The 26,056-nt window shown below is 66.9% G+C and carries 23 protein-coding genes; 20 read left to right on the top strand and 3 right to left on the bottom strand.

Annotation, left to right across the window (positions count from 1 at the left end; translation table 11 throughout):
• Positions 1-239 precede the first annotated feature (239 nt).
• The 4 genes from pcrA to sucD all read left to right on the top strand — a co-directional run bounded on the left by pcrA (position 240) and on the right by sucD (position 5,912).
• A complete protein-coding gene (gene pcrA, locus FS787_RS13730; RefSeq protein ID WP_395940354.1) occupies positions 240-2,768 on the top strand; it encodes a DNA helicase PcrA in 2,529 nt (842 codons plus the stop codon).
• A 127-nt stretch (positions 2,769-2,895) separates the two neighbouring features.
• Positions 2,896-3,603, top strand: a complete 708-nt coding sequence (locus FS787_RS13725; RefSeq protein ID WP_144673087.1) for a hypothetical protein — start codon at positions 2,896-2,898, stop codon at positions 3,601-3,603.
• A 224-nt stretch (positions 3,604-3,827) separates the two neighbouring features.
• Positions 3,828-4,997: an ADP-forming succinate--CoA ligase subunit beta gene (sucC, locus tag FS787_RS13720; protein WP_144673085.1), complete on the top strand. Its 1,170-nt coding sequence runs from the start codon at positions 3,828-3,830 to the stop codon at positions 4,995-4,997.
• Positions 4,998-5,009: 12 nt separating this feature from the next.
• Positions 5,010-5,912, top strand: coding sequence for a succinate--CoA ligase subunit alpha (gene sucD / locus FS787_RS13715; RefSeq protein WP_144673083.1), 903 nt, complete (start codon positions 5,010-5,012; stop codon positions 5,910-5,912).
• A gap of 251 nt (positions 5,913-6,163) precedes the next feature.
• On the opposite strand, the gene FS787_RS13710 is transcribed toward sucD, so the two are convergent.
• The gene (locus FS787_RS13710) at positions 6,164-6,646 is read right to left on the bottom strand and encodes an SRPBCC family protein (protein ID WP_144673081.1); all 483 of its coding nucleotides are present in this window, start codon (positions 6,644-6,646) and stop codon (positions 6,164-6,166) included.
• A complete protein-coding gene (locus tag FS787_RS13705; protein WP_144673079.1) occupies positions 6,643-7,038 on the bottom strand; it encodes a helix-turn-helix transcriptional regulator in 396 nt (131 codons plus the stop codon). Before FS787_RS13705 ends, FS787_RS13710 begins: the two co-directional genes overlap by 4 nt.
• Before the next feature lie 252 nt (positions 7,039-7,290).
• Here FS787_RS13705 and FS787_RS13700 point away from each other — a divergent pair, with 252 nt between their 5' ends.
• The 9 genes from FS787_RS13700 to FS787_RS13660 all read left to right on the top strand — a co-directional run bounded on the left by FS787_RS13700 (position 7,291) and on the right by FS787_RS13660 (position 17,818).
• On the top strand, positions 7,291-7,695 hold the full coding sequence (locus tag FS787_RS13700; protein ID WP_144673077.1) for a tautomerase family protein: 405 nt from the start codon (positions 7,291-7,293) through the stop codon (positions 7,693-7,695).
• 242 nt (positions 7,696-7,937) lie between these two features.
• Positions 7,938-8,939, top strand: coding sequence for a 5-dehydro-2-deoxygluconokinase (gene iolC, locus FS787_RS13695; RefSeq protein ID WP_144673075.1), 1,002 nt, complete (start codon positions 7,938-7,940; stop codon positions 8,937-8,939).
• Between the two features lie 29 nt (positions 8,940-8,968).
• Positions 8,969-9,913: a deoxyribose-phosphate aldolase gene (locus FS787_RS13690; RefSeq protein WP_144673334.1), complete on the top strand. Its 945-nt coding sequence runs from the start codon at positions 8,969-8,971 to the stop codon at positions 9,911-9,913.
• 39 nt (positions 9,914-9,952) lie between these two features.
• The gene (iolD, locus tag FS787_RS13685) at positions 9,953-11,881 is read left to right on the top strand and encodes a 3D-(3,5/4)-trihydroxycyclohexane-1,2-dione acylhydrolase (decyclizing) (RefSeq protein WP_144673073.1); all 1,929 of its coding nucleotides are present in this window, start codon (positions 9,953-9,955) and stop codon (positions 11,879-11,881) included.
• A gap of 57 nt (positions 11,882-11,938) precedes the next feature.
• The gene (locus tag FS787_RS13680) at positions 11,939-13,453 is read left to right on the top strand and encodes a CoA-acylating methylmalonate-semialdehyde dehydrogenase (protein ID WP_144673071.1); all 1,515 of its coding nucleotides are present in this window, start codon (positions 11,939-11,941) and stop codon (positions 13,451-13,453) included.
• Between the two features lie 31 nt (positions 13,454-13,484).
• Positions 13,485-14,396: a sugar phosphate isomerase/epimerase gene (locus tag FS787_RS13675; protein WP_144673069.1), complete on the top strand. Its 912-nt coding sequence runs from the start codon at positions 13,485-13,487 to the stop codon at positions 14,394-14,396.
• A gap of 28 nt (positions 14,397-14,424) precedes the next feature.
• On the top strand, positions 14,425-15,438 hold the full coding sequence (locus tag FS787_RS13670; RefSeq protein ID WP_144673066.1) for a Gfo/Idh/MocA family protein: 1,014 nt from the start codon (positions 14,425-14,427) through the stop codon (positions 15,436-15,438).
• A gap of 83 nt (positions 15,439-15,521) precedes the next feature.
• Complete coding sequence (locus tag FS787_RS13665; RefSeq protein WP_144673064.1) at positions 15,522-16,397, top strand: sugar phosphate isomerase/epimerase family protein; 876 nt, start codon at positions 15,522-15,524, stop codon at positions 16,395-16,397.
• Entirely contained in the window at positions 16,394-17,818 is a 1,425-nt protein-coding gene (locus FS787_RS13660; RefSeq protein WP_144673062.1) for a sugar porter family MFS transporter, read from the top strand. The genes FS787_RS13665 and FS787_RS13660 overlap by 4 nt, the downstream gene beginning before the upstream one ends.
• 50 nt (positions 17,819-17,868) lie before the next feature.
• Here FS787_RS13660 and FS787_RS13655 read toward each other — a convergent pair whose 3' ends face one another.
• Positions 17,869-18,318: a MarR family winged helix-turn-helix transcriptional regulator gene (locus tag FS787_RS13655; protein ID WP_144673060.1), complete on the bottom strand. Its 450-nt coding sequence runs from the start codon at positions 18,316-18,318 to the stop codon at positions 17,869-17,871.
• Positions 18,319-18,488: 170 nt separating this feature from the next.
• Between FS787_RS13655 and FS787_RS13650 the strand changes: the two genes are divergently transcribed.
• The 7 genes from FS787_RS13650 to FS787_RS13620 all read left to right on the top strand — a co-directional run bounded on the left by FS787_RS13650 (position 18,489) and on the right by FS787_RS13620 (position 26,027).
• Positions 18,489-19,730 (top strand): MFS transporter, encoded by a 1,242-nt coding sequence (locus FS787_RS13650; RefSeq protein ID WP_144673058.1) that lies wholly within the window; start codon positions 18,489-18,491, stop codon positions 19,728-19,730.
• Positions 19,731-20,002: 272 nt separating this feature from the next.
• Positions 20,003-20,998, top strand: a complete 996-nt coding sequence (locus tag FS787_RS13645) for a substrate-binding domain-containing protein (RefSeq protein WP_144673056.1) — start codon at positions 20,003-20,005, stop codon at positions 20,996-20,998.
• A 52-nt stretch (positions 20,999-21,050) separates the two neighbouring features.
• Positions 21,051-22,106, top strand: coding sequence for an ABC transporter permease (locus tag FS787_RS13640; protein WP_144673054.1), 1,056 nt, complete (start codon positions 21,051-21,053; stop codon positions 22,104-22,106).
• Positions 22,107-22,121: 15 nt separating this feature from the next.
• On the top strand, positions 22,122-23,039 hold the full coding sequence (locus FS787_RS13635; protein WP_144673052.1) for an ATP-binding cassette domain-containing protein: 918 nt from the start codon (positions 22,122-22,124) through the stop codon (positions 23,037-23,039).
• A 32-nt stretch (positions 23,040-23,071) separates the two neighbouring features.
• Positions 23,072-24,202, top strand: coding sequence for a Gfo/Idh/MocA family oxidoreductase (locus FS787_RS13630; protein ID WP_144673050.1), 1,131 nt, complete (start codon positions 23,072-23,074; stop codon positions 24,200-24,202).
• Positions 24,202-24,996, top strand: a complete 795-nt coding sequence (locus FS787_RS13625) for a TIM barrel protein (RefSeq protein ID WP_144673048.1) — start codon at positions 24,202-24,204, stop codon at positions 24,994-24,996. The genes FS787_RS13630 and FS787_RS13625 overlap by 1 nt, the downstream gene beginning before the upstream one ends.
• Positions 24,993-26,027, top strand: coding sequence for a Gfo/Idh/MocA family oxidoreductase (locus FS787_RS13620; protein ID WP_144673046.1), 1,035 nt, complete (start codon positions 24,993-24,995; stop codon positions 26,025-26,027). The genes FS787_RS13625 and FS787_RS13620 overlap by 4 nt, the downstream gene beginning before the upstream one ends.
• Positions 26,028-26,056: the final 29 nt, after the last annotated feature.

Here is a 26,056-nt window from a genome sequence, read left to right as displayed (position 1 = left end):
GGACATGCTCGTTCTCGGCCGCGGGGAGTGGGCATATGGGCAGTATGTCCCGTGGTTGCGGCTGCGGGAGGGCATGTCCCTCCGGAGGTTCTGGACGGCCCGGGGGACATGCTCATTCTTGGCCGCGGGGAGTGGGCATAGGGGCAGTATGTCCAGTGGTTGCGGCTGAGGGAGGGCATGTCCCGAGGGGGCGGAGCTGACTGTCAGCGGCACCGCCTAGACTTGTTAACACCATGGATATGTTGTTTGACCCTTACGCCGACGGATCTTTTCAAGCTGCCTCGAAGACGGCAGCGCGCACCAAAACGCCTGCCGGCAACGGGATGACGGCCCTGGATTCCGCCCCGAATCCAGCCCCGGGCGTCGGTCCGGACGGCAGCCACGGGGACCACCCCGCCCGGGATAGGGACCACCACCGGCTCCCAGGCGCGGCCGAGCTCCTCGAGGGGCTCAACCCCCAGCAGGAAGAGGCCGTCAAACACGCCGGCAGCGCCCTGCTGATCGTCGCCGGCGCCGGCTCGGGCAAGACCCGCGTGCTCAGCAACCGCATTGGCTACCTGATCGCCACCCGGCGGGCACACCACGGCGAGATCCTGGCCATCACCTTCACCAACAAAGCCGCCGCCGAAATGCGGGAGCGGGTCGAAGCCCTGGTGGGCGCCCGGGCCAAGACTATGTGGGTCTCCACGTTCCACTCCTCCTGCGTCCGCATCCTGCGCCGCGAGGCCAAGAACGTCGGCCTGAACTCCAACTTCTCCATCTACGACTCCGCGGACTCGCTGCGCCTCATCACCCTCGTGGCCAAGAGCCTGGACCTCGACCCGAAGCGGTTCGCCCCCAAGGCAATCCAGCACAAAATCTCCGCGCTCAAGAACGAGCTGATCGACGCTGACAGCTACTCCTCCAGCGCCAACTACAACGACCCCTTCGAACAGGCCGTCGCCGAGGTCTTCAAGGGCTACACGCAACGGCTGCGCCAGGCCAACGCCATGGACTTCGATGACCTGATCGCCGAGACGGTCTACATGTTCCGGGCCTTCCCCGCGCTCGCCGAATCCTACCGGCGCCGCTTCCGGCACGTCCTGGTCGACGAGTACCAGGACACCAACCACGCCCAGTACGCGCTGGTGCGCGAGATCGTGGGCGAGGGTGAGGGCGCGGCTGAACTCACCGTCGTCGGCGACTCCGACCAGTCGATCTACGCCTTCCGCGGCGCCGACATCCGGAACATCGTGGAGTTCGAGAAGGACTACCCGGACGCCCGCACCATCAAACTCGAGCAGAACTACCGCTCCACCCAGACCATCCTCAGCGCCGCCAACTCGGTCATCTCCCGCAACCCCAACCGGCCGGAGAAGCGGCTGTGGACAGCGGAGGGCGACGGCGAGAAGATCGTCGGCTACGTCGGCGAGAACGAACACGACGAAGCACAGTTCATTGCCAAGGAGATCGACCGGCTGCAGGACGAAGGCGATCTCCGTCCCGGCGACGTCGCCATCTTCTACCGCACCAACGCCCAGTCCCGCTCCATCGAGGATGTTCTGGTCCGCGTCGGGCTTCCGTACAAGGTGGTCGGCGGGACCCGCTTCTACGAGCGCAAGGAAATCAAGGATGCACTCGCGTACCTGCGCGTGCTGGTCAACCCGGACGACGACGTCAACCTCCGCCGCATCCTGAACGAGCCCAAACGCGGCATCGGCGACCGGGCCGAGGGTGCGGTGGCCTCGCTCGCGCAGCGCGACCGGATCTCCTTCATGGCGGCAGCCCGCCGCGCCGACGAGGCCCCAGGCATGGCCACCCGGTCCGTTAATGCCGTCCAGGGCTTCGTGAAGCTGCTCGACGACCTCGCCGAGGTGGCTTCCGGATCCGGCGCGGCCGCCGCCCTGGAGGCCGTCCTCGAACAGACCGGCTACCTCGCCACCCTCCGGTCCAGCACCGACCCGCAGGACGAGTCCCGGGTGGAGAACCTCGCCGAGCTGGTCGCCGTCGTCAGGGAATACGAACGAGACAACCCGGAGGGTTCACTGGGCGCCTTCCTGGAAGGCGTCTCCCTGGTGGCCGACGCCGACCAGATCCCGGACGCGCCGGAAGGGTCCGCCGACGAACTGGCGGCCGCCGTCGCCGAAGCCAAGCGGCTGGGTGTGGTGACCCTGATGACCCTGCACACCGCCAAGGGACTCGAATTTCCGGTGGTATTCCTGACCGGCATGGAGCACGGCCTGTTCCCGCACCAGCGCTCCGCCACCGACCCCAAGGAACTGGCCGAGGAGCGCCGGCTGGCGTACGTCGGCCTGACCCGGGCCCGGAAGCGCCTCTACCTGACCCGCTCCGAGGTCCGCAGCATGTGGGGCCAGAGCCAGTACAACCCGGCCAGCCAGTTCATCGAGGAAATCCCGGCCGACCTCGTGGAGTGGAAGCGTGAAGGCTCCACCCGCCAGGCCGGAGGCTGGGGGAACGGGTCCTCCATCGGCTCGAGCCGCTACAGCGGATCGTTCTGGGGAGCCGGCACCGCCCGCGGCGCCGAAGCCAGCCCCACGGCCGGCTTTAACGCCGACGTCCCGGCAGCCATCGCCAAGAACCGGGTGCAGCCGCAGAAAGAGGTGGTCGCCGTCAGCGTGGGAGACAAGGTCAACCACACGAGCTTCGGCAACGGCACCGTGCTGGCCGTCGAGGGCGCGGGCGACAAAACCGTCGCCAAGGTCAAGTTCAGCGTCGGCGAGAAGCGGCTCCTGCTCCGCTACGCCCCGCTGACAAAACTCGACGCCTAGCAGGCACCGCGGGACGCGCGCGGCACCGAGTCAGGCACCGCCACGAGGCCGGACGCCGCACCTTCCGTGCCGCACCTTACGTGCCGCGCGCCCGGCTGCGCCCGGCCAGCCGGATCAGGCAGGCATAATGGAGCCCATGCGACGGACACTGCTGGGGACCCTGGCCGCCCTCACCCTGCTGGCGTCCACGGCATGCACCGTCACGCAGAAGGACCCGGACTACGTTCCGCCCGCGCCGCTGCCGCCGCTGGAGCAGCTCACGCAGGCGCCCCTGACGGATGCTGCGAAGTACGCGGCGGGCCAGGATGTCCTCAGCTTCGCGACCGCGGACCGGAACGTAGTCTGCTCCCTGACGTCAGCCAAAGGCCGGCACGTGAACCTCCCGTATGAGCAGAACGGCTTCTCGGACTCCAACAACAACAAACTGGCCACCGTCCCCGTGGCGCACTGCGAACTCGCGGCCTATCCCAAGCCCGCCCCCACGGACATCACGGACGACTGCGGCGGAACGGGCCTCGGCTACCTCGGCGGCGTCGCACTGCTCACCCCGAAAACGGCCGCATACGGCGAATGCCGTTCAGGAGTCACACAGCAGGAGGCCGAATTCGGGCCCGACGGCAGCCGCAAGGGCCCCATTTCGCAGCTGCCCGTCCTCGACGACGGCCAGAACCTCGAGCGCAACGGCCTGCGCTGCTCGGCCTACAACGGCGGTGTCGCCTGCGGAAACGTCTCCGCCGGCGTCGCTTTCTTCGTGTCGCGGGATCATTACGAGCTGATCCCGGCGGCCGGCAAACAAGCCTCCCAGACCGCCTCGGACGCCCCAAAAACCCCGTAATCTAGCGGTTTTTCTACACTCCATAGAATAGTGTCCTTACTCACATAACGGGTACTCTGGGACGGGCTGGTCCGCAGAAAGGACTAGAGTTCCGAAAGGAGCATTGCGCCGTGTGGCTTGTTTCCAAGCTAGTCGCAGGGTGCGTTTATTCCGCAGCCCGGTAACCGCGATAACGTGGGGTCCGGCTGTACAGAAACTACTTCGACGTAGAAGGACACTAAACCGTGGACCTGTTTGAATACCAGGCGCGCGATATGTTCGAGGCGCACGGTGTACCCGTGCTTGCTGGCATCGTGGCGCACACCCCTGAAGAAGCAAAGGCAGCTGCCGAAAAAATCGGCGGGGTAACTGTCGTAAAGGCGCAGGTCAAGGCCGGAGGCCGCGGCAAAGCCGGCGGCGTCAAGGTCGCCAAGACCGCTGACGAGGCGTTTGAACACTCCACCAACATCCTCGGCATGGACATCAAGGGCCACACCGTCCACCGCGTGATGATCGCCCAGGGTGCAGACATCGCCGAGGAATACTACTTCTCCGTTCTCCTGGACCGGGCCAACCGCAACTACCTGGCCATGTGCTCGGTTGAAGGCGGCATGGAAATCGAGCAGCTCGCCGTTGAGCGCCCCGATGCCCTGGCCAAGATCGCGATCGATCCGGCCGTCGGCATCGACCAGGCCAAGGCCGACGAAATCGTCGCCGCCGCAGGCTTCGCCGAGGAACTGCGCGGCAAGGTCGCCGGCGTCATCCTGAAGCTCTGGGACGTTTTCAAGAAGGAAGACGCCACCCTCGTGGAGGTCAACCCGCTGGTCCTGACCGGCGCCGGCGACATCGTTGCCCTCGACGGCAAGGTCTCCCTCGACGAGAACGCCGATTTCCGTCACCCCAAGCACGCGCACCTTGAAGACAAGGACGCTGCTGACCCGCTCGAGGCCAAGGCCAAGGCGCAGGACCTCAACTACGTCAAGCTGGACGGCGAAGTGGGCATCATCGGTAACGGTGCCGGCCTGGTCATGTCCACCCTCGACGTCGTTGCCTACGCCGGCGAGAACCACGGCAACGTCAAGCCCGCCAACTTCCTGGACATCGGCGGTGGAGCTTCCGCCGAGGTCATGGCCGCAGGCCTCGACGTCATCCTGGGCGACCCGCAGGTCAAGTCCGTCTTCGTCAACGTCTTCGGCGGCATCACCGCCTGTGACGCCGTCGCCAAGGGCATCGTCGGTGCACTGGCCGAGCTGGGCCACTCCGCGAACAAGCCGCTGGTAGTCCGCCTCGACGGCAACAACGTTGAGGAAGGCCGCCGCATCCTGGCCGAGGCCAACCACCCGCTGGTTACCCTGGCCGCCACCATGGACGAGGGCGCCGACAAGGCTGCCGAGCTCGCCAACGCAGCGAAGTAAAGGGACTCGACTATGTCTATTTATCTGAACAAGGACTCCAAGGTCATCGTCCAGGGCATCACCGGCGGCGAAGGCACCAAGCACACCGCCCTGATGCTGAAAGCCGGCACCAACGTTGTTGGCGGCGTCAACGCCCGCAAGGCCGGCAGCACCGTCCTCCACGGCGACACCGAGATCACCGTCTTCGGCACCGTCAAGGAAGCCATGGCTGAGACCGGCGCTGACGTTTCCATCGTCTTCGTACCGCCGGCCTTCACCAAGGACGCCGTCGTTGAAGCCATCGAGGCCGGCATCGGCCTGGTGGTTGTCATCACCGAAGGCGTGCCGGTCCAGGACTCCGCCGAGTTCTGGGCACTGGCCCAGTCCAAGGTGGACGCCAACGGCAAGCAGGTCACCCGCATCATCGGACCGAACTGCCCCGGCATCATCACCCCGGGCGAGGCCCTCGTTGGCATCACCCCGGCCAACATCACCGGCAAGGGCCCCATCGGCCTCGTCTCCAAGTCAGGCACCCTGACCTACCAGATGATGTACGAACTGCGTGACCTCGGCTTCTCCACCGCCATCGGCATCGGCGGCGACCCGGTCATCGGCACCACCCACATCGATGCGCTAGAAGCGTTCGAGGCTGACCCGGAGACCAAGGCGATCGTTATGATCGGCGAAATCGGCGGTGACGCCGAAGAGCGTGCCGCGGACTACATCAAGGCACACGTCACCAAGCCGGTTGTCGGCTACGTGGCCGGCTTCACCGCTCCGGAGGGCAAGACCATGGGCCACGCAGGCGCCATCGTCTCGGGCTCCGCGGGCACCGCCCAGGCCAAGAAGGAAGCCCTCGAGGCTGCCGGCGTCAAGGTCGGCAAGACGCCGTCCGAGACCGCCACGCTGCTGCGCGAAGTCTTCGCAGCCCTCTAGGCTGACAGCACCACCAAACGCGGGGTCACCGCCGGCCCGTCCCACTCGCTGGGATGGACCGGAGGTGACCCCGCGTTGTGCATTAAGGAAAGCACGACGGCGGCGGGTCACCATCCCCACGGAGGCGGCCCGCCGCCGTCGTGCGCCGGTATTCAGGAACGCTGGTATTCAGGAATGCTGCTGTTCAGGAACCTGTCCGTTCAGGAACACGGCCGGTCAGGGGCGGTGCCGTTCAGGAACCGTGCCGCCGCTCAGACTTTCGCGCCGGCCAGGAGTTCGTCGAGCCGCTCGTAGCCTTCGGTCAACCCGCCTTCCATGCCGGACTGCGCCATGCCGTCGCGGGCTTCCAGGCTGGGGTATACAGAGTGGCCGCGGAGTCTGCACCTGCCGCCGCCGAGGTCCTCGAAGGTCATGAACTCCAAGCTCACCACGTCTGGATAACCGCCAAACTCGAAGGTCTGCAGGGCGAACTCGTTCTCCCGGACGGTGTGGAAGATGCCCCGGAACTCATAGGGAATGCCTTCGGGCCCGGTATGGAGGTACCGGTAGCTCCCGCCAGTCCGGAAGTCATAATGGTCCATCTCCATCTTCATCCGCCGCGGGCCCAGCCATTGGACAACGAGGTCCGGCTCCTTGTGTGCCTTGAAGACATCGGCGACGGGATAGTCGAATTCGCGCTCGTAGTCAATGAAGGGGACACCTTCGGGGACCGAGAGTTTCAAAGAATTACTCATGATGCGTCCTTTGCCTTGGCGCCGGTGTTCCCGGCGCCGGATAGGAGCACGGCGTCAAGGCTGCGGAACTGCTCCTCGCGGACCAGCCGGTACTGGTCGATCCATGCGGTGAGCGCCTCCAGCCGTGCGGGGTTCAGGTGGACGGGCCGGCGCTGGGCGTCACGGGTGCGCGTGACCAGCTGCGCCTGCTCGAGGACCTGGATGTGTTTCGAGACCGCCTGCTTGGTGATCGCGAAAGGTTCCGCCAGTTCATTCACGGTGGCCGGGCCCCGGCTGAGCCGGGCAATGATGCGGCGACGGACGGGGTCGGCGAGGGCCAGGAAGGCTAAGTCGAGCATCTCGTCGTCGCGGAGCTGCACTTGGTTCCCCACCTCCTCGCCGCCGGTAGCCATCCGTCTGCCGTTCAGTCGTCAATCGGTAATCACCCGATCGTTAATCAACCAGACCATTGATCAATCTCTTGGTTGTTTAAGGCTACTCCTGGCGTCCGGACGCGCGCAATACCCCAGCGCGCAGTCACTTCCCGTCCGTCCCGCGCCCCGGGATGGGCCGGAAGTGACCCTGCGTTGCTGTGTCGCTGCGACCCTTGCAGCACTCTCGCTACCTTGTTAGTATGTCAGGACAAACTATCGAAGGAGCAAAGAGTGCCTCTCGTGCGCATTGACGTCAACCAGGGCCACGGGCCCGAGCGGCTCCGGCAGATCAGCCAAGGTATCCACGACGCCATCCTGGCCGAATACGGCATTCCGGAGCGGGACTATTTCCACGTGCTGACCGAGCATCCGCAGGGGCAGATCGTTGCCCAGGATGCGGGGCTGGGGTTTGAGCGGACGCCGGATGTTGTGATGATCCAGATCTTTACCCAGGCGGGGCGCAGCCAGGAGGCCAAGCAGTCCCTGTTCGCGGCGATCGCCGCAAACCTGGCGGCCGCCGGAATTGCCGGCAGGGACGTGTTTATTGGCTACGTCGAAAACACTGCGGGGGACTGGTCATTCGGCTTTGGCCGCGCCCAGTATGTGACCGGCGAACTCGCCACCCCGGGGCGGTAGTCCCAGCCCCGGCCCCGGATGCCGAAGGGGGCACCAAGGGTCGCGAGCTGAGAAGATTCCGCCTCCGTGTCATGTTGTAAATATGTCAGTACAAACCTTTGACAGTACATGGATTCTAGGGCAGAGTAGTCGATGTGGCCCCGCTCACGGCGGGGCATCCGGAGCCCCTCCGGGCCACACATACTGACATGCAGCCGCTGTGTAAAGGTACAGAGTTCACACCAGAAAGGTCCACGATCACCGTGACCCACGAACTGCTCACGATCGGGCGCATCAGCGTTGATATCTACCCGAATGACATCGGGGTGGATCTGGAGGATGTCACGTCCTTTGGAAAGTACCTGGGCGGCTCCCCGTCCAATGTGGCCGTGGCCGCGGCCCGCCACGGCCGCCGCACGGCCGTCATCACCCGAACCGGCGACGATGCCTTCGGCAGATACCTGCACCGCGAACTGCGCAAGTTCAACGTGGACGATTCCTTCGTCACCCCCGTCCAAGTGTGGCCCACCGCGGTGACGTTCTGCGCGATCAAACCCCCGGAGGACTTCCCGCTGTACTTCTACGGACGGTTCCCGACGGCGCCCGACCTGCAGATCACGGCGGGGGAGCTGGACCTCGGCGCCATCCGGGACGCCGGCATTTTCTGGTCCACCGTGACGGGCCTCTGCCAGGAGCCCAGCCGGGCTGCGCACCTCGCCGCCCACGAGGCACGGCCCCGCACGGGACTGAAGCCGGGCCAGTTCACCATCCTGGACCTTGACTACCGGCCGATGTTTTGGGCTTCTGAAGCGGAAGCCCGGGAGCAGGTCGCCAGGATCCTCCCGCACGTCACCGTCGCGATCGGCAATGACAAGGAATGTGCCGTGGCCGTCGGCGAAGGCACCCCGGACGAGCAGGCGGACCGGCTGCTGGCAGCCGGCGTCGAGATCGCCGTCGTGAAGCTTGGCCCGGAAGGCGTGATGGCCAAGACCCGCACCGAGCGTGTGGTGTCCGCTCCGGTCCCGGTGGAGACCGTCAACGGCCTCGGCGCCGGGGACTCCTTCGGCGGGGCCTTCTGCCACGGACTGCTGTCCGGCTGGCCGCTCGCCCAGGTCCTCGACTTCGCCAACGCCGCAGGCGCCCTGGTGGCCTCCCGGCTGTCCTGCGCGGACGCCATGCCGACGCCGGAGGAAGTCACCTCCCTGCTCGCCGACCGCGGCCGCATGGTACCGGGGCCCCACGCCCCCGAAGGAGCAACGCTGTGAGCCTCAATCCCGCAACCGCCATCACCGCCATGGACGACGATCCCCGCCGCTACGAGCACCTGAGCGCCATCCGGCTCGAGGACCCGGATGCGATCGCCCGCGCCGCGAAGGCGCGCCGCCGCCACCCGGGCCCGAAATCCGGCACGCAGAACTTCATTGTCGCCGCAGACCACCCGGCCCGCGGCGCCCTCGCGGTCGGCAACGACCCCGTGGCGATGGCGGACCGCCGCCAGCTCCTGGACCGGCTGCAGATCGCGCTCGCCAACCCGGACGTGGACGGCATCCTCGCCTCCCCGGACATCATGGACGACCTGCTCCTGCTGGGGGCGCTGGACGGCAAGCTGCTCTTCGGCTCGATGAACCGCGGCGGGCTCTCCGGCCTCGTCAACGAGTTCGATGACCGCTTCACCGGCCACACGGCCGCCGCGCTGGAAGCGCTGGGGGCCGACGGCGGCAAGATGCTCACCCGCATCTGCCTGGGCGACCCGGACACCGTGGCCACCCTGGAAGCCACCGCCAAAACCATCGATTCGCTCGCCGAACGCAAGCTCATCGCCATGGTGGAACCCTTCCTGTCCGTCCGCGAGCACGGCAAGGTCCGCAACGATCTCTCCACCAATGCCGTGATCAAGTCGGTGGCCATCGCCGAGGGGCTCGGCTCCACCAGCGCGTACACCTGGATGAAGCTCCCGGTCGTGGCCGGGATGGAACGCGTCATGGCGGCCACCACCATGCCCACCGTGCTGCTCGGCGGAGATCCGGACAGCAGCCAGGACGACGTCTTTGCGAGCTGGGAAGCAGCCCTCGCGCTGCCCGGCGTCCAGGGACTCACCGTGGGACGGACCCTGCTGTACCCGCATGACGGCGACGTCGCCGGCGCCGTGGCCACCGCGGCCTCCCTGCTGAACCGGTCTGCCCAGCGCACCCTGTCCACCCGCCCCGCATCCACCCGCACCGCAGAAGTATCGGAGTAACGTCCCATGGGAATCAGATCTGCCTCAGGAACACGCAGAATGACGGTCGCCCAGGCCGTCGTCGAATACCTGTCCAAGCAGTACACCGTCGACTCGATCGGCGGCCAGGATTACCGCGAGCGGCTGATTCCGGGCACTTTCGGGATCTTCGGCCACGGCAACGTCGCGGGCGTCGGACAGGCCCTCAAGCAGTATCAGCAGCTCGACCCGACCATCATGCCGTACCACCAGGGCCGGAACGAACAGGCCCAGGCGCACCAGGCCGTGGGCTACGCCCGGCATACCCGGCGGCGCCAGACGTTCGCGATCAGCACCTCGATCGGCCCGGGTTCCTCGAACCTGCTCACCGGCGCGGCGCTGGCCACCACCAACCGGCTCCCCGTGCTGCTGCTGCCCAGCGACACCTTCGCCACGCGGGCCGCCGACCCCGTGCTGCAGCAGCTCGAGCAGCCGTACGCCTACGACATCACCGTCAACGACGCGTTCCGGCCGCTGTCCAAGTACTTTGACCGGGTCTCCCGGCCCGAGCAGCTGTTCTCCGCGTTCCACCACGGGCTGCGCGTCCTGACGGACCCGGCCGAGACCGGCGCGGTCACCATCTCGCTTCCCCAGGACGTCCAGGCCGAAGCCTTCGACGTGCCCGAGGAATTCCTCGCCGAACGCGAATGGCGGATCCGCCGTCCCGACGCCGACGACGAGGACATCCGACGCGCCGCGGACGCGATCCGCGCCGCGAAGCGTCCGCTCATCATCGCCGGCGGCGGTGTGCTCTACGCCTACGCCAACGAGGAACTCGCCCGGTTCGTGGAGCTGACCGGCATCCCGGTCGGCAACACCCAGGCAGGCGTCGGCGTCCTGCCCTGGGACCACAGGTTCTCCCTCGGCGCCATCGGCTCCACCGGCACGACGGCGGCTAACACCATCGCTGCCGAGGCCGACCTGATCATCGGCATCGGCACCCGCTATGAGGATTTCACCACCGCGTCCCGGACCGCGTTCCAGAACCCGGACGTGAAATTCATCAACATCAACGTCGCCGCGATCGACGCCTACAAGCACGGCAGCTCCCTGCCGATCGTCGCGGACGCCCGCAAGGCTCTCATCAAACTGAACCAGGCCCTCGACGGCTACCGGATCGGCGCGGACCTGGAACAGCAGATCGCGGCCGAGAAGACCCGCTGGAACACCACGGTGGACGCGGCGTTCGACACCCGCTTCACCCCGTTGCCGGCCCAGAACGAGATCATCGGCGCCACCAGCCGCGCCATGGACGCCCAGGACGTGGTCATCTGCGCGGCCGGGTCCCTTCCCGGGGACCTGCACAAGATGTGGCGCGTCCGGGACCCGTTCGGCTACCACGTCGAATATGCCTACTCCTGCATGGGCTACGAAATCCCCGGCGGGCTCGGCGTCAAGCGCGCGGCGCTGGCCGAAGCCGCGAAGGGCGGAGCCCAGCGCGACGTCGTGGTCATGGTGGGGGACGGTTCATACCTGATGATGCACACCGAACTGGTCACCGCCGTCGCCGAACGGATCAAGCTGATTGTGGTCCTGATCCAGAACCACGGCTACGCCTCGATCGGCTCGCTCTCCGAGTCCCTCGGCTCGCAGCGCTTCGGCACCCAGTACCGCGCACTGGACGAGGAACACCACAGCTTCGACGAGGGCGAGCGGCTCCCCGTGGACCTGGCCCTGAACGCCGAAAGCCTCGGAGTGAAGGTGATCCGGATCGAACCGGGGGAGAAGGCCATTGCCGAACTCGAGCAGGCCGTCCGTGATGCCAAAGCTGCCCCCGAACGCGGCGGCCCGATCTTGATCCACGTTGAATCCGACCCGTTGCTGGACGCCCCCGCTTCCGAGTCCTGGTGGGACGTTCCGGTGTCCCAGGTCTCCGAGCTCGACTCCACCCAACAGGCCTTCCAGACCTACGTCGGCCACAAGAGCCGCCAGCGCAAGCTGCTGGGCTGAAGCCCGCCACCCGTCCCAGCCACACCGCATAGCCACACACCAAGGAAGTCCATCACCATGTCAACGACGACCGTCACCACCAAAACCATCCACCACTTCATCAACGGCGCAGAAACCGCCGGCGAAGGCACCCGCACCCAGCCCGTCTACAACCCGGCCACCGGCGCCGTCACCGCGGAGCTGCGGCTGGCCAACCGGGCGGACCTGGATGCCGCGGTGGCCACCGCCCGCGCCGCCGCCGATACCTGGGGCGACTTCTCCCTGGCCAAGCGCACTGCCGTGTTGTTCAAGTTCCGCGAACTCGTCGCCGCGCACGTGGACCACCTCGCCGAGCTGATCACCGCCGAGCACGGCAAGGTCCTTTCCGACGCCAAGGGCGAAATCGGCCGCGGCCTCGAGGTCATCGAGTATGCCTGCGGCATCCCGACACTGCTCAAGGGCGACTACTCGGACCAGGTCTCCACCGGCATCGACGTCTTCTCCTACCGCGAGCCGCTCGGCGTCGTCGCCGGCATCACCCCGTTCAACTTCCCGGTAATGGTGCCGCTGTGGATGGCTCCCATGGCGATCGCCACGGGCAACGCCTTCATCCTGAAGCCCTCCGAACGGGACCCCTCGGCCTCGATGCTGCTGGCCAAGCTGTGGAAGGACGCGGGCCTGCCCGACGGCGTCTTCCAGGTCCTGCACGGCGACAAGGAAACGGTCGACGGCCTCCTGACCCATCCGGATGTGGACGGGATCTCCTTCGTCGGCTCCACCCCGATCGCCAAGTATGTCCACGAGACCGCCACCCAGCACGGCAAGCGCGTCCAGGCCCTCGGCGGTGCCAAGAACCACGCCATCATCCTGCCCGACGCCGATCTCGACAACGCCGCGGACCACCTCGCCGCTGCCGCTTTCGGCTCCGCCGGTGAGCGCTGCATGGCCATCTCGGTTGCCGTCGCCGTCGGTGATGCCGCCGAGCTGCTGGTCGAGAAGGTCCAGGAGCGCGCCCTGGCCGTCAAGGTCAACAACGGCACCGCGCCCGGCGCCGAAATGGGCCCGGTCATCACCCCGGCCTCCAAGGAGCGCATCGTCCGGATCGTCACCGAAGCCGAGGCCGCGGGAGCGGCGATGGTGGTGGACGGCCGGGACCTCGTGGTCGCCGGCCACGAGGACGGCTTCTGGGTGGGCCCCACCGTCATCGACCACGTCAAGACCGAAATGACCGCCTACAGCGAGGAAATCTTCGGACCCGTCCTGGTCGTCGTCCGGGTGGAGGACCTGGACGCCGGCATTGCCCTGATCAACTCCAACCCCTACGGCAACGGCACCGCCATCTTCACCTCCTCCGGCGCCAACGCCCGCAAGTTCCAGCGCTCCGTCACCGTGGGCATGATCGGCATCAACGTGCCGCTGCCCGTGCCGGTGGCTCACCACTCCTTCGGCGGCTGGAAGGCCTCGCTCTTCGGCGACAAGCACATCTACGGCCCCGAAGGCGTCTCCTTCTACACCCGCGGCAAGGTGGTCACGTCCCGCTGGCCCGAACCCACCCACGCCTCGGGCGCCTCCTACAACTTCCCCTCCAACTAGTCCCGGCCCGGCCAAGAAGGACAACGCTGTAATGACTGAGAACAAGCTGATCATCGGCACCGCGCCGGACTCCTGGGGCGTCTGGTTTCCGGATGACCCCAAGCAGACTCCGTGGGAACGCTTCCTCGACGAGGTGGCCGAATCCGGCTACAAGTGGATCGAACTGGGCCCCTACGGCTACCTCCCCACTGACCCCGCACGGCTCGCCAAGGAGCTCAAGGCCCGCGACCTGCGGATCTCGGCCGGCACCGTGTTCACCGCCTTCCACCGCGGCCTGGACCAGTGGGACACCGCGTGGGAACCGGCCCGCAAAGTCGCCGAACTCACCGCCGAGATGGGCGGCGAGCACATGGTGGTCATCCCCGCGATGTGGCGCGACGACGTCACCGGCGAGGCGGTGGAAAGCGGCGAGCTCACCGAAAAGGCCTGGGCCGACCTGTTCGCCGGACACAACCGCCTCGGCAAGACCCTGCTGGAGGACTTCGGCCTGAAGCAGCAGTTCCACTCCCACGCGGACTCCCACGTCGGCGCGCAGGAGGACATCGAGACCCTGCTCGCCGCCACGGAGGGCCAGTACCTCAACCTGTGCCTGGACACCGGGCACGCCGAGTACTGCGGTGCCTCCAGCCTGGAGCTGATCAAGAACTACCCGGACCGGATCGGCTACCTGCACCTGAAGCAGATCAACCCGGACATCCTCAAAAAGGTCAACCAGGAAAATATGACCTGGGCCGCTGCCAACCTGGCCGGCGTCATGACTGAACCGCCGAACGGCCTGCCGGACCTGCGCGCCGTCATCGAGGCCGTCGAGGCGCTGAACCGTCCGATCTTTGGCATCGTGGAACAGGACATGTACCCCGTAGCCTTCGATGTGCCGATGCCGATCGCCAAGCGCACCCGCAATTACCTGCTCTCCTGCGGCTCCCGCACCGCCGTCAACTAGACCTCACCGAGAACGAAGGACCAGAACCATGACCAAGACCCTCCGTGTAGCTGTCATCGGCGCCGGCCGTATGGGCGCAGACCACATCCAGCGGCTCAACACCCGCATCCACGGCGCGGAAGTTGCCGCCGTCGTCGACGTCGACCTGGCCCGCGCCCAGGCCGCCATCGAGGGAATCCCGGGCGCCGTCGCCCTGGCCGACGCCGACGAGGCGCTGGGCAACGGCGACGTCAACGCCGTGCTGATCGCCACGCCCGGATTCCTGCACGAGGACATCCTGCTCAAGGCGATCGCCAAGGACATCCCGATCCTCTGCGAGAAGCCGCTCACCCCGGACGCCGCCTCCGCCTGGAAGATCGTCCAGGCGGAGGAACAGCTGGGCCGCCAGCGCATCCAGGTCGGCTTTATGCGCCGCTTCGACGCCGAATACGCCGCCCTGGGCGACATCATCCGGAGCTCCGAACTCGGCGAGCTGCTGATGCTGCACCACCAGCACCGCAACCCGACCACCCCGGCCGGTTTCACCAACGAGATGCTGATCAACGACTCCGTGGTGCACGAGTTCGACGCCATTCGGTTCTTCACCGGCGAGGAGATCACCTCCGTCCAGGTCCGCCTCGGCAAGGCCACCAGGAACGCCCCGGCAGGCCAGCACGACCCGCAGCACGTGCTGATCGAAACCGAATCCGGCGTCCTGGCCGATGTCGAGATCTTCGTCAACGCCAAGTTCGGCTACGAGGTGGCCACCCAGGCCTCCTTCGAGGACGGTATCGTCAGCATCGGCGGCGACAAGGGCCCCTACACGCGCACTGTTGGCCGCTGGGGCGGAAACATCACCCCCGGCTTCGAGGAGCGCTTCGGCGCCGCCTACGACGTCGAAATCCAGTCCTGGGTGGACGCCGCCGTCCGCGGTGAAATCGGCGGACCGACGGCCTGGGACGGGTACGCCACCGCCGCCTGCTGCGAGGCCGGCGTCGAGGCGCAGAAGAACGGCGAAAAGGTCGCCGTGAAGCTCAACGCCAAGCCCGCGCTCTACCGTTAGGAGGAACGGGAGGGGGCCGCGGCCCCCTCCCGTTCCGCCGGTCCCACGCTCAACCCGCCAGTTCCACCATGGAGTGTTCCGAAGTGAAAATCGCACTTGATCCCACGCCGTTCCACCACAGCCACGGGCTCCTGGAGTTCCCGCGCGTCGTCGCCGACCTAGGCTATGAGTACATGCAGATGACCCCGCACCCCGACTTCATCCCGTTCTTCAACCACCCGAAGGCCGACGACGAACTGGTGGGCCAGCTGAAGGCGGCCTGCAAGGACGCCGGGATCGAAATCGCCTCCGTGCTGCCGGTCCTCCGCTGGTCCGGGCCGGATGAGGAAGCCCGCGAAGCCGCCGTCCGCTACTGGAAGCGCGCCATCCAGATCGCCGTGGACCTGGGCGTCAGCACCATGAACACCGAGTTCAGCGGACGCCCGGAGAAGGCCGAGGAATCCGAGCGTGCGTTCTACCGCTCCATGGAGGAACTGCTGCCGATCATCGAACGCGAAGGAATCGACCTCCTGATCGACCCGCACCCGGACGACTTCGTCGAGGAGGGACTCGCCGCGATCCGGGTGATCCGCGGCCTGAACTCCAAGAATGTGGGCCTGGTCTACGTGGCCTCGCACAGTTTCCACATGAAGGACGCGCCGCTGGACATCATGCGCGCGGCGGGGGACAAGCTCCGCCTGGTCCACGTCGCCGACACCATGGACCACCACGCCTCGCACGGGCTGCGCTACATCACCAACCCGCCCGGCAACCCGGCCCGGGTGCACCAGCACCTGAAAATCGGCGACGGCGACGTCAACTGGGACGAGTTTTTCGGCGGCCTGAAGGAAATCGGGTTCCTCGACCGGGAGGACACCGTGATGGTCTCCAGCGTGTTCGCCGAGGACGACGACGCCGAAGAGGTCTCCCGCTACCAGCTGGACACGATGAAGCAGCAGATCCAGAAGGTGAGCGTATGACGCCGACGGCAACCGCCCAACAGCGGAAGGCGCCGCCCGCCAACCACAAAAAGGCCCTGCGCACCGCCACCATCATCTCCACCTTCGGCGGCCTGCTCTTCGGCTATGACACCGGCGTCATCAACGGTGCCCTGCCGTACATGCAGGAGGACCTGGGCCTTACGCCGCTCACCGAAGGACTGGTGACCTCCTCCCTGCTCTTTGGCGCCGCCTTCGGCGCCCTTTTCGGCGGGCGCCTCGCGGACCGCAACGGACGGCGCAAGATGATTATGGTGCTGGCCGTGATCTTCCTGGTGGGCACCCTGGCCTGCACCTTTGCCCCGAACACCGAGGTCATGATCCTGGCCCGCTTCGTCCTGGGACTCGCCGTCGGCGGCGCGTCCGTCACCGTGCCCGTTTACCTCGCCGAGGTCTCCCCGAGCGCCCGGCGCGGCCGGATCGTCACCCAGAACGAGCTGATGATCGTCACGGGCCAGCTGCTGGCCTTCATCTTCAACGCCTACCTCGGCAACACCTTTGGCGAATCCGGCGGCATCTGGCGCTGGATGCTGGTCATCGCCACCCTGCCGGCGATCGCGCTCTGGATCGGCATGAACTTCATGCCCGAAAGCCCGCGCTGGCTCGCCTCGATGGGCAGCTTCGGCGAGACCCTCAGCGTGCTGCAACGGATCCGCTCCCAGTCCGAGGCCCGGGCCGAGTTCGAGGAAGTCAAGGCCATGGCCGTGGAGGACTACAAGTCCAAAATGGGTTCCTGGCGGGACCTCGGTGTGCCCTGGCTGCGCCGCATCTTCGTGGTGGGCATCGGCCTGGCCGTCATCCAGCAGATCACCGGCGTGAACTCGATCATGTACTACGGCACGCAGATCCTGGCTGAATCCGGCTTCGGCCGCGAAGCCGCGCTGACGGCCAACATCGCCAACGGCGTCATCTCCGTTGCGGCCACCTTCGTGGGGATCTGGCTGCTGGGCAAGGTGGGCCGGCGCAGGATGCTCATCACCGGCCAGATCGGCACGACGGCGGCGCTGCTGCTGATCGGCTTCTTCTCCCTGGTCCTGCCCGAAGGCACCGCCCGCGGCTTCGTGATCCTGGCCCTGACCGTGACGTTCCTTGCCTTCCAGCAGGGCGCGATCTCCCCGGTCACCTGGCTGATGCTGTCCGAGATCTTCCCGTTGAAAATCCGGGGCCTGGGCATGGGCGCCTCAGCCTTTGTGCTGTGGACGGTGAACTTCCTGGTTGGCTTCGGCTTCCCGCAGCTCCTCGCCGCGATCGGGCTCTCCAACACGTTCTTCGTCTTTGCCGTGCTGGGCGTCGGCGCCATCGCGTTCGCCGCGAAGTACATCCCGGAAACCAAGGACAAGAGCCTGGAAGACCTGGAGCACCACTTCAAGCAACTGGCCGCCAAACAACCCGTCGCCGCGTAGCCTGCCCAGACGCAAGCCCCGCCCCGCCACCGCGGGATGGAGCTAGACGGTTACGCGTGCGCGTGCAGCTTCGGGAGCGCATCGACCAGGGGCGCCAGCTCCGGTACCTCCTGCGCCTCGGCCAGCGCACGCTCCAGCGTGGCGTCGTGGCTGGGCCGGGCCTCGTCCAGCAGCTTGATGCCGCCCGGGGTGAGCTCGGTGTAGATCCCGCGGCGGTCATCGGCGCACAGGATCCGGGTCAGCAGGCCGCGGTCCTCCAGCCGGTTGACCAGCCGTGTGGTGGCGCTCGCGCTCAACGCGGTGGCGCGGGCCAGCTGCTGCATGCGCATGTGCCAGCCGTCCTGGCGGCTCAGCGCATCCAGCACGGTGTACTCCACGACGGACAGCTGGGCCACCGCCTGCAGCGCGCGTTCCAGCTCCGCCTCGATCAGTCCGTGCAGGGCCGCCAGGGTCCGCCAGCCTTGCGCCCGGACCTCCACGGCGTCGTCCTTGATGCCCATCAGTTCTTCCCTTCAGATCAGCCTGCCTGCCCCGCAAGTACCGGAACGGTGGCAGCCCACAAATTAGTTGCTTGCGCGGCATACTTGCTTGTGCAACAATAAATAACGCGTCTGCAACTAATAGCTTACGCTTCGCAATTCTTTCCGTACAGTTTTGAAGGAGCTCCTCCATGCCAATCGGCCTGATAGCACTCGCCCTCGGCGGGTTCGGTATCGGACTCACCGAGTTCGTCATCATGGGCCTGCTGCCCGAAGTGGCCGCGGACTTCCGCGTCAGCGAGGCCACGGCCGGCTGGCTGATCTCCGGCTACGCGCTCGCCGTCGTGGTCGGGGCCCTGATCCTGACCGCCGCCGTAACGCGCTTCGAGCGCAAGCCGGTCCTGGCCGTGCTGATGGTGCTGTTCATCGCCGGCAACCTGATCTCGGCCGTCGCGCCGGACTACTCGCTGATGATGGTCGGCCGCATCATCGCGGCGCTGGCACACGGCGCCTTCTTCGGCATCGGCGCGGTGGTGGCCGCCAGTATGGTCGCCCCCACCAAAAAAGCCGGGGCCATCGCCATCATGTTCACCGGCCTGACGGCGGCCAATGTCCTGGGCGTGCCGTTCGGCACCATGCTGGGCCAGGCCGCCGGCTGGCGCTCCACCTTCTGGGCGATCACCGCCATCGGCGTGCTGGCGCTGGCCGGCATCCTCGCCCTGGTTCCAAAAACCGGCGCGGGCCAGGCCGGCGGACTGCGCGGGGAGCTCCGGGCCTTCCGGTCCGGCCAGGTCTGGCTCTCCATCCTGGTCACCATCCTCGGCTACGGCGGCATGTTCGGCGCCTTCACGTACATCGCCTTCACACTCACCGAAGTCACCGGATTCTCCGCCTCCACCGTGCCGTGGCTGCTGATTCTCTTCGGCGTGGGCCTGCTCATCGGCAACACCGCGGGCGGCAAGGCGGCCGACCGGAACGTGGACCGCACGTTGCTCGTGGCCCTCTCCGCCCTGGTTGTGGTCCTCGTGGTCTTCGCCCTCACGGCCGGACACCAGCCCATGACCATCGCCTCCATGGTGCTGCTGGGCGGCTTCGGCTTCGCCACGGTCCCCGGACTTCAGATGCGCGTCATGAAGTACGCCACAACCGCCCCCACCCTGGCCTCCGGCGCCAACATCGGTGCCTTCAATGTGGGCAACGCCCTCGGCGCGTGGTTGGGCGGCGTGACCATCACGGCCGGCCTCGGCTACACCTCGCCCATCTGGGCCGGCACCGGGATCACTCTGCTGGGCCTGGCCGTGATGGTGGTCGCCGCAACTGCCGCGAAGCGGCGCGGCGGCGGACAGAGCGGCGGACGCGACGGCGCTCCCGCCGCGGCCGGCCTCGCCGGTCCGGACAGCGAGCGGGAGGGCGCGGAACTCCAGCGGGCCTAGCGTCTTCAACTACATTTTCGGACATCGCGACGACGGCGGCGGCCTTGGGCTGCCGCCGTCGCCGGCGTTTTCCGGCAGCAGGGCGCGGCGCGGAGGGGCCCGGGAATCCGGTTGTCCTTTACGGGCCACAAGTCAATCGTTACGTGATTACATCCTAATGTCAGGACAAACTATTGACATGCGTGAGGTAAATCACCATGATCAGTTGTAGGTGGCTCATGGACTGCCGCAAAGAAGCGGTCGGCGGGGCCCGGAATCAAAGGAGATTAATCGTGACCAAGTTCTCGTGGCGGAAGACGGCCCTCGTGGCGGCCGTGGTACCCATGCTGGCCCTGAGCGCGTGTTCCAGCACCGGCGGCAAGCCCGCAGACTCCGGCGACGCGGCCGCCGGCGGCCAGGTCGCCTCCACGGAGCGGATGAAGATTGCCTTGATCACCCACGCCGCTGCAGGTGACACCTTCTGGGACATCGTCCGGAAGGGGGCCGAGGAGGCGTCCGCGAAGGACAACGTTGAGCTCCTCTATACGTCCGATCCCGAAGCCGGGCGCCAGGCCCAGCTCATCCAGCAGGCTATCGACCAGAAGGTCGACGGCATCGCGGTCACGCTTGCGAAGCCCGAAGCCCTCAAAGACGTCCTGAAGAAAGCCACCGACGCCGGAATCCCGGTGGTGAGCCTGAACGCCGGCGAGGGCGTCTCGGCGCAGTTGGGGGCCTTCACCCACTTTGGCTCGAACGAAAATCTTGCCGGTGAAGCAGTCGGCACCCGGCTCGCGGCGGAGAACTTCAAGAAACCGGTCTGCGTGATCCAGGAACAGGGCCACGTCGGACTTGAAGCACGGTGCGCCGGCGTCAAGGCGAAGGTGCCCGCAACGGAGATCCTGTACGTCGACGGAAAAGACATGACCTCCGTCCAGTCCACGGCGACGGCCAAGCTCCAGGCTTCAACGGACGCCGACGTCATCATCGGCCTCGGCGCCCCCATCACCCTGACCCTCCTCAAGTCGGTCACGGACGCCGGCAGCTCGGCCAAGGTTGCAAGCTTCGACCTGAACGCAGATCTCGCCCAGAAGATCGTCGATGGTGCAGTGCTGTTCACCGTGGACCAGCAGCCGTGGCTGCAGGGCTACGGCGCCATTGACGCGCTGTGGCAGAACAAGCGCGGCGGCTTCACCATTGGCGGGGGCCAGTCGGTTCTTACCGGCCCGAGCCTGGTCGACAAATCCAATGCAGCCGATGTCCTGACCTTCGCCCAGCAGGGCATCCGCTAACAGTCCGCTGGCCGGGCCGGCTCACGTCGGCCCGGCAGCAAGGAGAGCTACCATGACCATCACCCAGACAAAGACAAAGGCAGGGTCGGCTGCGGCCGACGAGCGTGTCGCCAAACGCAGTCCGTTCCAGAAGTTGCTAGGCCGGCCCGAGATTGGCGCCCTGGTGGGTGCGATCGTCCTGTTTGTCTTCTTCGCGTTGGTATCGCCGACGTTTACCCAGCCGAATGCCTTCGCGACCGTGCTGTACGGTTCCTCCACCATCGGGATCATGGCGGTGGGGGTGTCCTTGCTGATGATCGGCGGGGAGTTCGACCTGTCCACCGGTGTCGCCGTGATCTCCTCGGCGCTGACGGCGTCGATGTTCAGCTGGTACTTCAGCACGAACGTCTGGGTCGGCGTTGGCCTGGCCTTGCTGGTGTCCCTGGGCATCGGCTACGTCAACGGCTGGATCCTGATGAAGACCAAGCTGCCCAGCTTTATCGTCACCCTGGCCACGTTCCTGATGCTGACCGGCCTGAACCTGGGCCTGACCCGCCTGATCGGCGGCGGCGTGTCATCGCCCTCGATTTCGAACATGGAGGGCTTCGACTCCGCCCGGGCCGTGTTCGCGTCCTCGGTGAACATCGCCGGCGTCGACGTCAAAATCACGGTGTTCATCTGGATAGCGCTCGTCGCGGTGGCCACCTGGGTGCTGATGCGGACCCGGGTGGGCAACTGGATCTTCGCGGTAGGCGGCGATGCGAACGCGGCCCGCGCCGTGGGTGTCCCGGTCAAGGCCACCAAGATCGGCCTGTTCATGGGCGTTGGCTTCTGCGGCTGGATCCTGGGCATGCACAACCTCTTCGCCTTCGACACCGTGCAGTCCGGTGAGGGCGTGGGCAACGAGTTCCTCTACATCATCGCCGCGGTGATCGGCGGCTGCCTCCTGACCGGCGGCTACGGCTCGGCGATCGGCGGCGCGATCGGTGCGTTCATCTTCGGCATGGCCAACAAGGGCATCGTCTACGCGCAGTGGAACCCCGACTGGTTCAAGTTCTTCCTCGGCCTGATGCTGCTGCTGGCCACCATTGTCAACCTCATCGTCAAGCGCCGCGCGGAACTCAAGTAAAAGGGGCTTAGAGAAATGAATGCCAACGACATCGACCAGCAAACGCTGCTCCAGAACGAAAAAGATCCCCTCACCCACACCCCCGTCCACCTGCTCTCCCTTGAGGGCGTCGGCAAGCACTACGGCAACATCATCGCCCTGTCCGACGTCACCATGGCCGTGGACAACGGCCGCGTCACCTGCGTCCTGGGGGACAACGGCGCCGGCAAGTCCACGCTGATCAAGATCATCGCCGGACTGCACCAGCACGACGCCGGGGTCCTGAACGTCATGGGCGAGGAACGGAAGTTCGATTCCCCCCGGGACGCCCTGGACGCCGGCATCGCCACCGTCTACCAGGACCTCGCCGTGGTGCCCCTGATGCCGATCTGGCGGAACTTCTTCCTCGGCTCCGAGCTCACGTCCGGCTTCGGCCCGTTCAAGAGCATGGACGTGGAGAAGATGAAGGAGATCACGCTCAAGGAACTCGCCGCGATGGGCATTGACCTCCGCGACGTGGAACAGCCCATCGGCCAGCTCTCCGGCGGTGAACGCCAGTGCGTCGCGATCGCCCGGGCCGTGTACTTCGGCGCGAAGGTCCTGATCCTGGACGAGCCCACCGCGGCCCTGGGTGTGAAGCAGTCCGGCGTGGTACTCCGCTACATCCTGCAGGCCCGCGACCGGGGCCTCGGGGTCATCTTCATCACCCACAACCCCCACCACGCCTTCCCCGTCGGTGACCGGTTCCTGCTGCTCAAGCGCGGCAAGTCGATCGGCTACTACGACAAAAAGGACATCACCCTCGACGAGCTCACTGCCCAAATGGCCGGCGGCGCCGAACTCGCCGAACTGGCCCACGAACTCGAACAACTCGGCGGCCACGGCGACATCGTCAAGGAAGTCAAGGGCGAAGTGGCCGACGTGACCCAGACAACCGGCAAAACCTACGGGTAACCTGCCGTCCCGATTCTTGAAAGGACAAGCCTTTGGCTTACCTGAACCGCACCCCGTCCGGCGCAACCCAGCCGGTGACGATCGGACTGATCGGCTCCGGCTGGATGGGCGCTTTCCACGCCGAGAGCATCGCACGCCGGGTCCCCGGCGCCGAGCTCGCCGCCATCGCGGACCCCAATGTTGAGTCTGCCACGGCTCTGGCCTCCGTCCTGGGTGCCAGCAAGGTGACGGCGGACGCCGCCGACATTCTGGCCGACCCGGAGATCGACGCCGTGATCATCGCGAGCCCGGCGCGCTTCCATTCGACCCTGATCGCCCAGGCCGCCGCCGCCGGTAAACATGTGTTCTGTGAGAAGCCGGCCGGGCTGGGCCTGGACGAGCTCGACGCCGCCTTGGCCGCCGTGGAGGCGGCCGGTGTGCACTTCCAGGTCGGCTTCAACCGCCGGTACGCTGCCGACTTCCAGGCCGCCAAGAAGGACCTCGCCGCGGGAACAGCCGGAACGCCGCAGCTGCTGCGCTCGCTGACCCGGGATCCCGGCACCGGAAGCATTCCCCACGCGGCCAGGGTCCCGGCCTGGACCGTCTTCCTGGAAACCCTGATCCACGACTTCGATACCCTGAATTGGTTCAACGAACGCGCGGAGCCGGTGGAGGTCTACGCCATCGCCGATGCGCTCGTGGAACCGGGACTGCGGGGCCAGGGTTTCCTGGACACGGCGGTGGTGACCATCCGCTACAGCAACGGTGCCATCGCCGTGGCCGAGGCAAGCTTCAGCGCCCTTTACGGCTACGACATCCGCGGGGAAGTCTTCGGTTCCAAGGGCATGGTGCAGGCGGGGCGGGCCACGGAAACCGTCGCCCGCCGCTACACCGCCGACGGCATGTCGGCGGACACCCCACGGCTGAACGTCGAGCTCTTCCGCCAGGCCTACACGGACGAACTCGCCGACTTCGCCGACGCCGTGCGGGCACGGCGGGACGGCAGCAGCGACGATGCGGCGCCGTCGTCGGCCGCGTACTCACTTACGCCCGGGGGAGCGGACGCCCGGCGCGCGCTGGCCATGGCGCTGGCCTGCATCGAATCGGTCAAGGCCGGCACCCCCGTGAGGGTCAATACAGCGGCGGTCAACACAGCGGCCGTCAACGAGACGGCAGTCCTCTGATGCGGCTTGCCGTCTGCGCCGAGATGGTCTTCACCGACCTCCCGTTCACGGAGCGGGTGCGCCGGATCCATGAGGCCGGCTTCGACGTCGAACTCTGGGACTCCCGGACCAAGGACATCGGCGCGCTCAAGGCCACCGGGGCGGTGTTTTCCTCCATGACGGGCTACACCGCCGGCAGCCTGGTTGACCCGGGCACGGCCGACGACGTGGTGCGGACGGCGGAGACGCTCATCCCCACCGCCCTGGAGCTCGGTGTGAGCCGACTGGTGGTGCACCCGGCTGAACTCATCGACGGCCAGGCGGCCCGTCCGGTCTACCGGTCCAGCGGCCACATGTGGACCACGGGGGCGCGGACCCTGGAGCGGCTGGGCCGGCTCGGCGAGAAGTACGGGGTGACCTTCTGCCTTGAGAACCTCAACACCATCCTGGACCACCCCGGCATCCCGCTGGCCCGCGCCAAGGACACCCTGGCGCTGGTCCAGGCGGCCGGGCACCCCAACGCCAGGCTCATGCTGGACCTCTATCACGCCCAAATGGGGGAGGGGAACCTGATCGAGCTCGTCCGGAACGCCCTGCCCTACCTCGGCGAAATCCAGGTGGCCGATGTTCCCGGGCGCTGCGAACCCGGCACCGGGGAAATCAACTACGCCGCCGTCGCCAGGGCGCTCGCGGAGGCCGGCTACGACGGAACCGTGGGCATGGAAGCCTGGGCCAGCGGTGACAGCTACGCGGCCCTGGAGGCCTTTCGGGCAGCATTCGCCGTGCCCGCACTACACGCGGAAGCAGGAGCATGAAGGACGTAATCCTCGGACTGGTCGGCGTCGGCCGGATCGGCGTGATGCACGCCAACAACATCGCAGCGCTCAACGAGGTGCTGCATCCGCAGGGCATCAACGTCCGGCTCCGGCTCACCGACGTCGCCGCCGACCACGCCCGGGCCGTCGCCGCCGGGCTCGGTGCCGAGTTCCTGCCCTCGGTGCAGGCGCTCCTCGCCTCCGGGCTGGACGGACTGGTCATCGCCACGGGAACCGGGACCCATCCAGAGCTGATCAAGGCGGGCGTGGACGCCGGGATCCCAGTCTTTTGCGAGAAGCCCGTGGCCCTGAACGTGGCGGATGCCCTGCCCGTGCTCGATTACATCCGCGAACGGCAGGGCGTGGTCCAGATCGGCCACCAGCGGCGCTTCGACGCAGGCTACCAGGAGGCCCGGCGGGCCTACCAGGCCGGGGAACTGGGCTGGATCCACTCGTTGCGCGCTGTCACGTGTGACATGGCGCCGCCGCCGGTCGAGTTCCTGGCCAGCTCCGGCGGATTGTTCCGGGACTGCTCGGTGCACGATTTCGACATCCTGCGCTGGCTCACCGGCCGGGAAATCGTCGAGGTCTATGCCAGGGGTTCCAACAACGGGGACCCGGCCATCGGTGCGGCCGGCGATGTGGACACAGCCCTCGCGCTGGTGACGTTCGACGACGGCACGGTCGGGACGGTTTCGGCCACGCGGTACAACGGCGCCGGCCACGACGTGCGCCTGGAGATCCAGGGTTCCCGCAGTTCGCTCATGGTGGGCCTGGATGACAAAACCGCGCTGGCGTCCGCCGAAGCCGGGGTCACGTTCCCAGCGGGGGAGCCCCACCACACGTTCGCCGAGCGGTTCGACCAGGCCTACCGCTCCGAGATGGCGGCCTTCGTCGAGCTGATCCTGGGCCGCCGCGACAACCCCTGCACCCCCGAGGACGCGGTTGCAGCCTCCCGGGTGGCCGACGCCGCGCAGGAATCCCTCGCGACCGGGGTGCCGGTCCGCGTGGTCCAGACCGTGGCCCGCTAAGCCGGCGCTCCACCCCGGTTCCGTCACCG

It is taken from the genome of Arthrobacter sp. U41, from assembly GCF_007679325.1.
Classification (GTDB): domain Bacteria; phylum Actinomycetota; class Actinomycetes; order Actinomycetales; family Micrococcaceae; genus Arthrobacter.
The sequence above is the reverse complement of the archived record's forward strand: the minus strand, read 5'-3'. Positions and strand labels throughout refer to the sequence as shown.

Coding starts and splice junctions, on each gene's coding strand:
- pcrA (WP_395940354.1), top strand. CDS start 240: ATGTTGTTTGACCCTTACGCCGACGGATCTTTTCAAGCTGCCTCGAAG.
- FS787_RS13725 (WP_144673087.1), top strand. CDS start 2,896: ATGGAGCCCATGCGACGGACACTGCTGGGGACCCTGGCCGCCCTCACC.
- sucD (WP_144673083.1), top strand. CDS start 5,010: ATGTCTATTTATCTGAACAAGGACTCCAAGGTCATCGTCCAGGGCATC.
- FS787_RS13710 (WP_144673081.1), bottom strand. CDS start 6,646: ATGAGTAATTCTTTGAAACTCTCGGTCCCCGAAGGTGTCCCCTTCATT.
- FS787_RS13705 (WP_144673079.1), bottom strand. CDS start 7,038: ATGGCTACCGGCGGCGAGGAGGTGGGGAACCAAGTGCAGCTCCGCGAC.
- FS787_RS13690 (WP_144673334.1), top strand. CDS start 8,969: ATGGACGACGATCCCCGCCGCTACGAGCACCTGAGCGCCATCCGGCTC.
- iolD (WP_144673073.1), top strand. CDS start 9,953: ATGACGGTCGCCCAGGCCGTCGTCGAATACCTGTCCAAGCAGTACACC.
- FS787_RS13680 (WP_144673071.1), top strand. CDS start 11,939: ATGTCAACGACGACCGTCACCACCAAAACCATCCACCACTTCATCAAC.
- FS787_RS13675 (WP_144673069.1), top strand. CDS start 13,485: ATGACTGAGAACAAGCTGATCATCGGCACCGCGCCGGACTCCTGGGGC.
- FS787_RS13670 (WP_144673066.1), top strand. CDS start 14,425: ATGACCAAGACCCTCCGTGTAGCTGTCATCGGCGCCGGCCGTATGGGC.
- FS787_RS13660 (WP_144673062.1), top strand. CDS start 16,394: ATGACGCCGACGGCAACCGCCCAACAGCGGAAGGCGCCGCCCGCCAAC.
- FS787_RS13655 (WP_144673060.1), bottom strand. CDS start 18,318: ATGGGCATCAAGGACGACGCCGTGGAGGTCCGGGCGCAAGGCTGGCGG.
- FS787_RS13650 (WP_144673058.1), top strand. CDS start 18,489: ATGCCAATCGGCCTGATAGCACTCGCCCTCGGCGGGTTCGGTATCGGA.
- FS787_RS13640 (WP_144673054.1), top strand. CDS start 21,051: ATGACCATCACCCAGACAAAGACAAAGGCAGGGTCGGCTGCGGCCGAC.
- FS787_RS13635 (WP_144673052.1), top strand. CDS start 22,122: ATGAATGCCAACGACATCGACCAGCAAACGCTGCTCCAGAACGAAAAA.
- FS787_RS13625 (WP_144673048.1), top strand. CDS start 24,202: ATGCGGCTTGCCGTCTGCGCCGAGATGGTCTTCACCGACCTCCCGTTC.
- FS787_RS13620 (WP_144673046.1), top strand. CDS start 24,993: ATGAAGGACGTAATCCTCGGACTGGTCGGCGTCGGCCGGATCGGCGTG.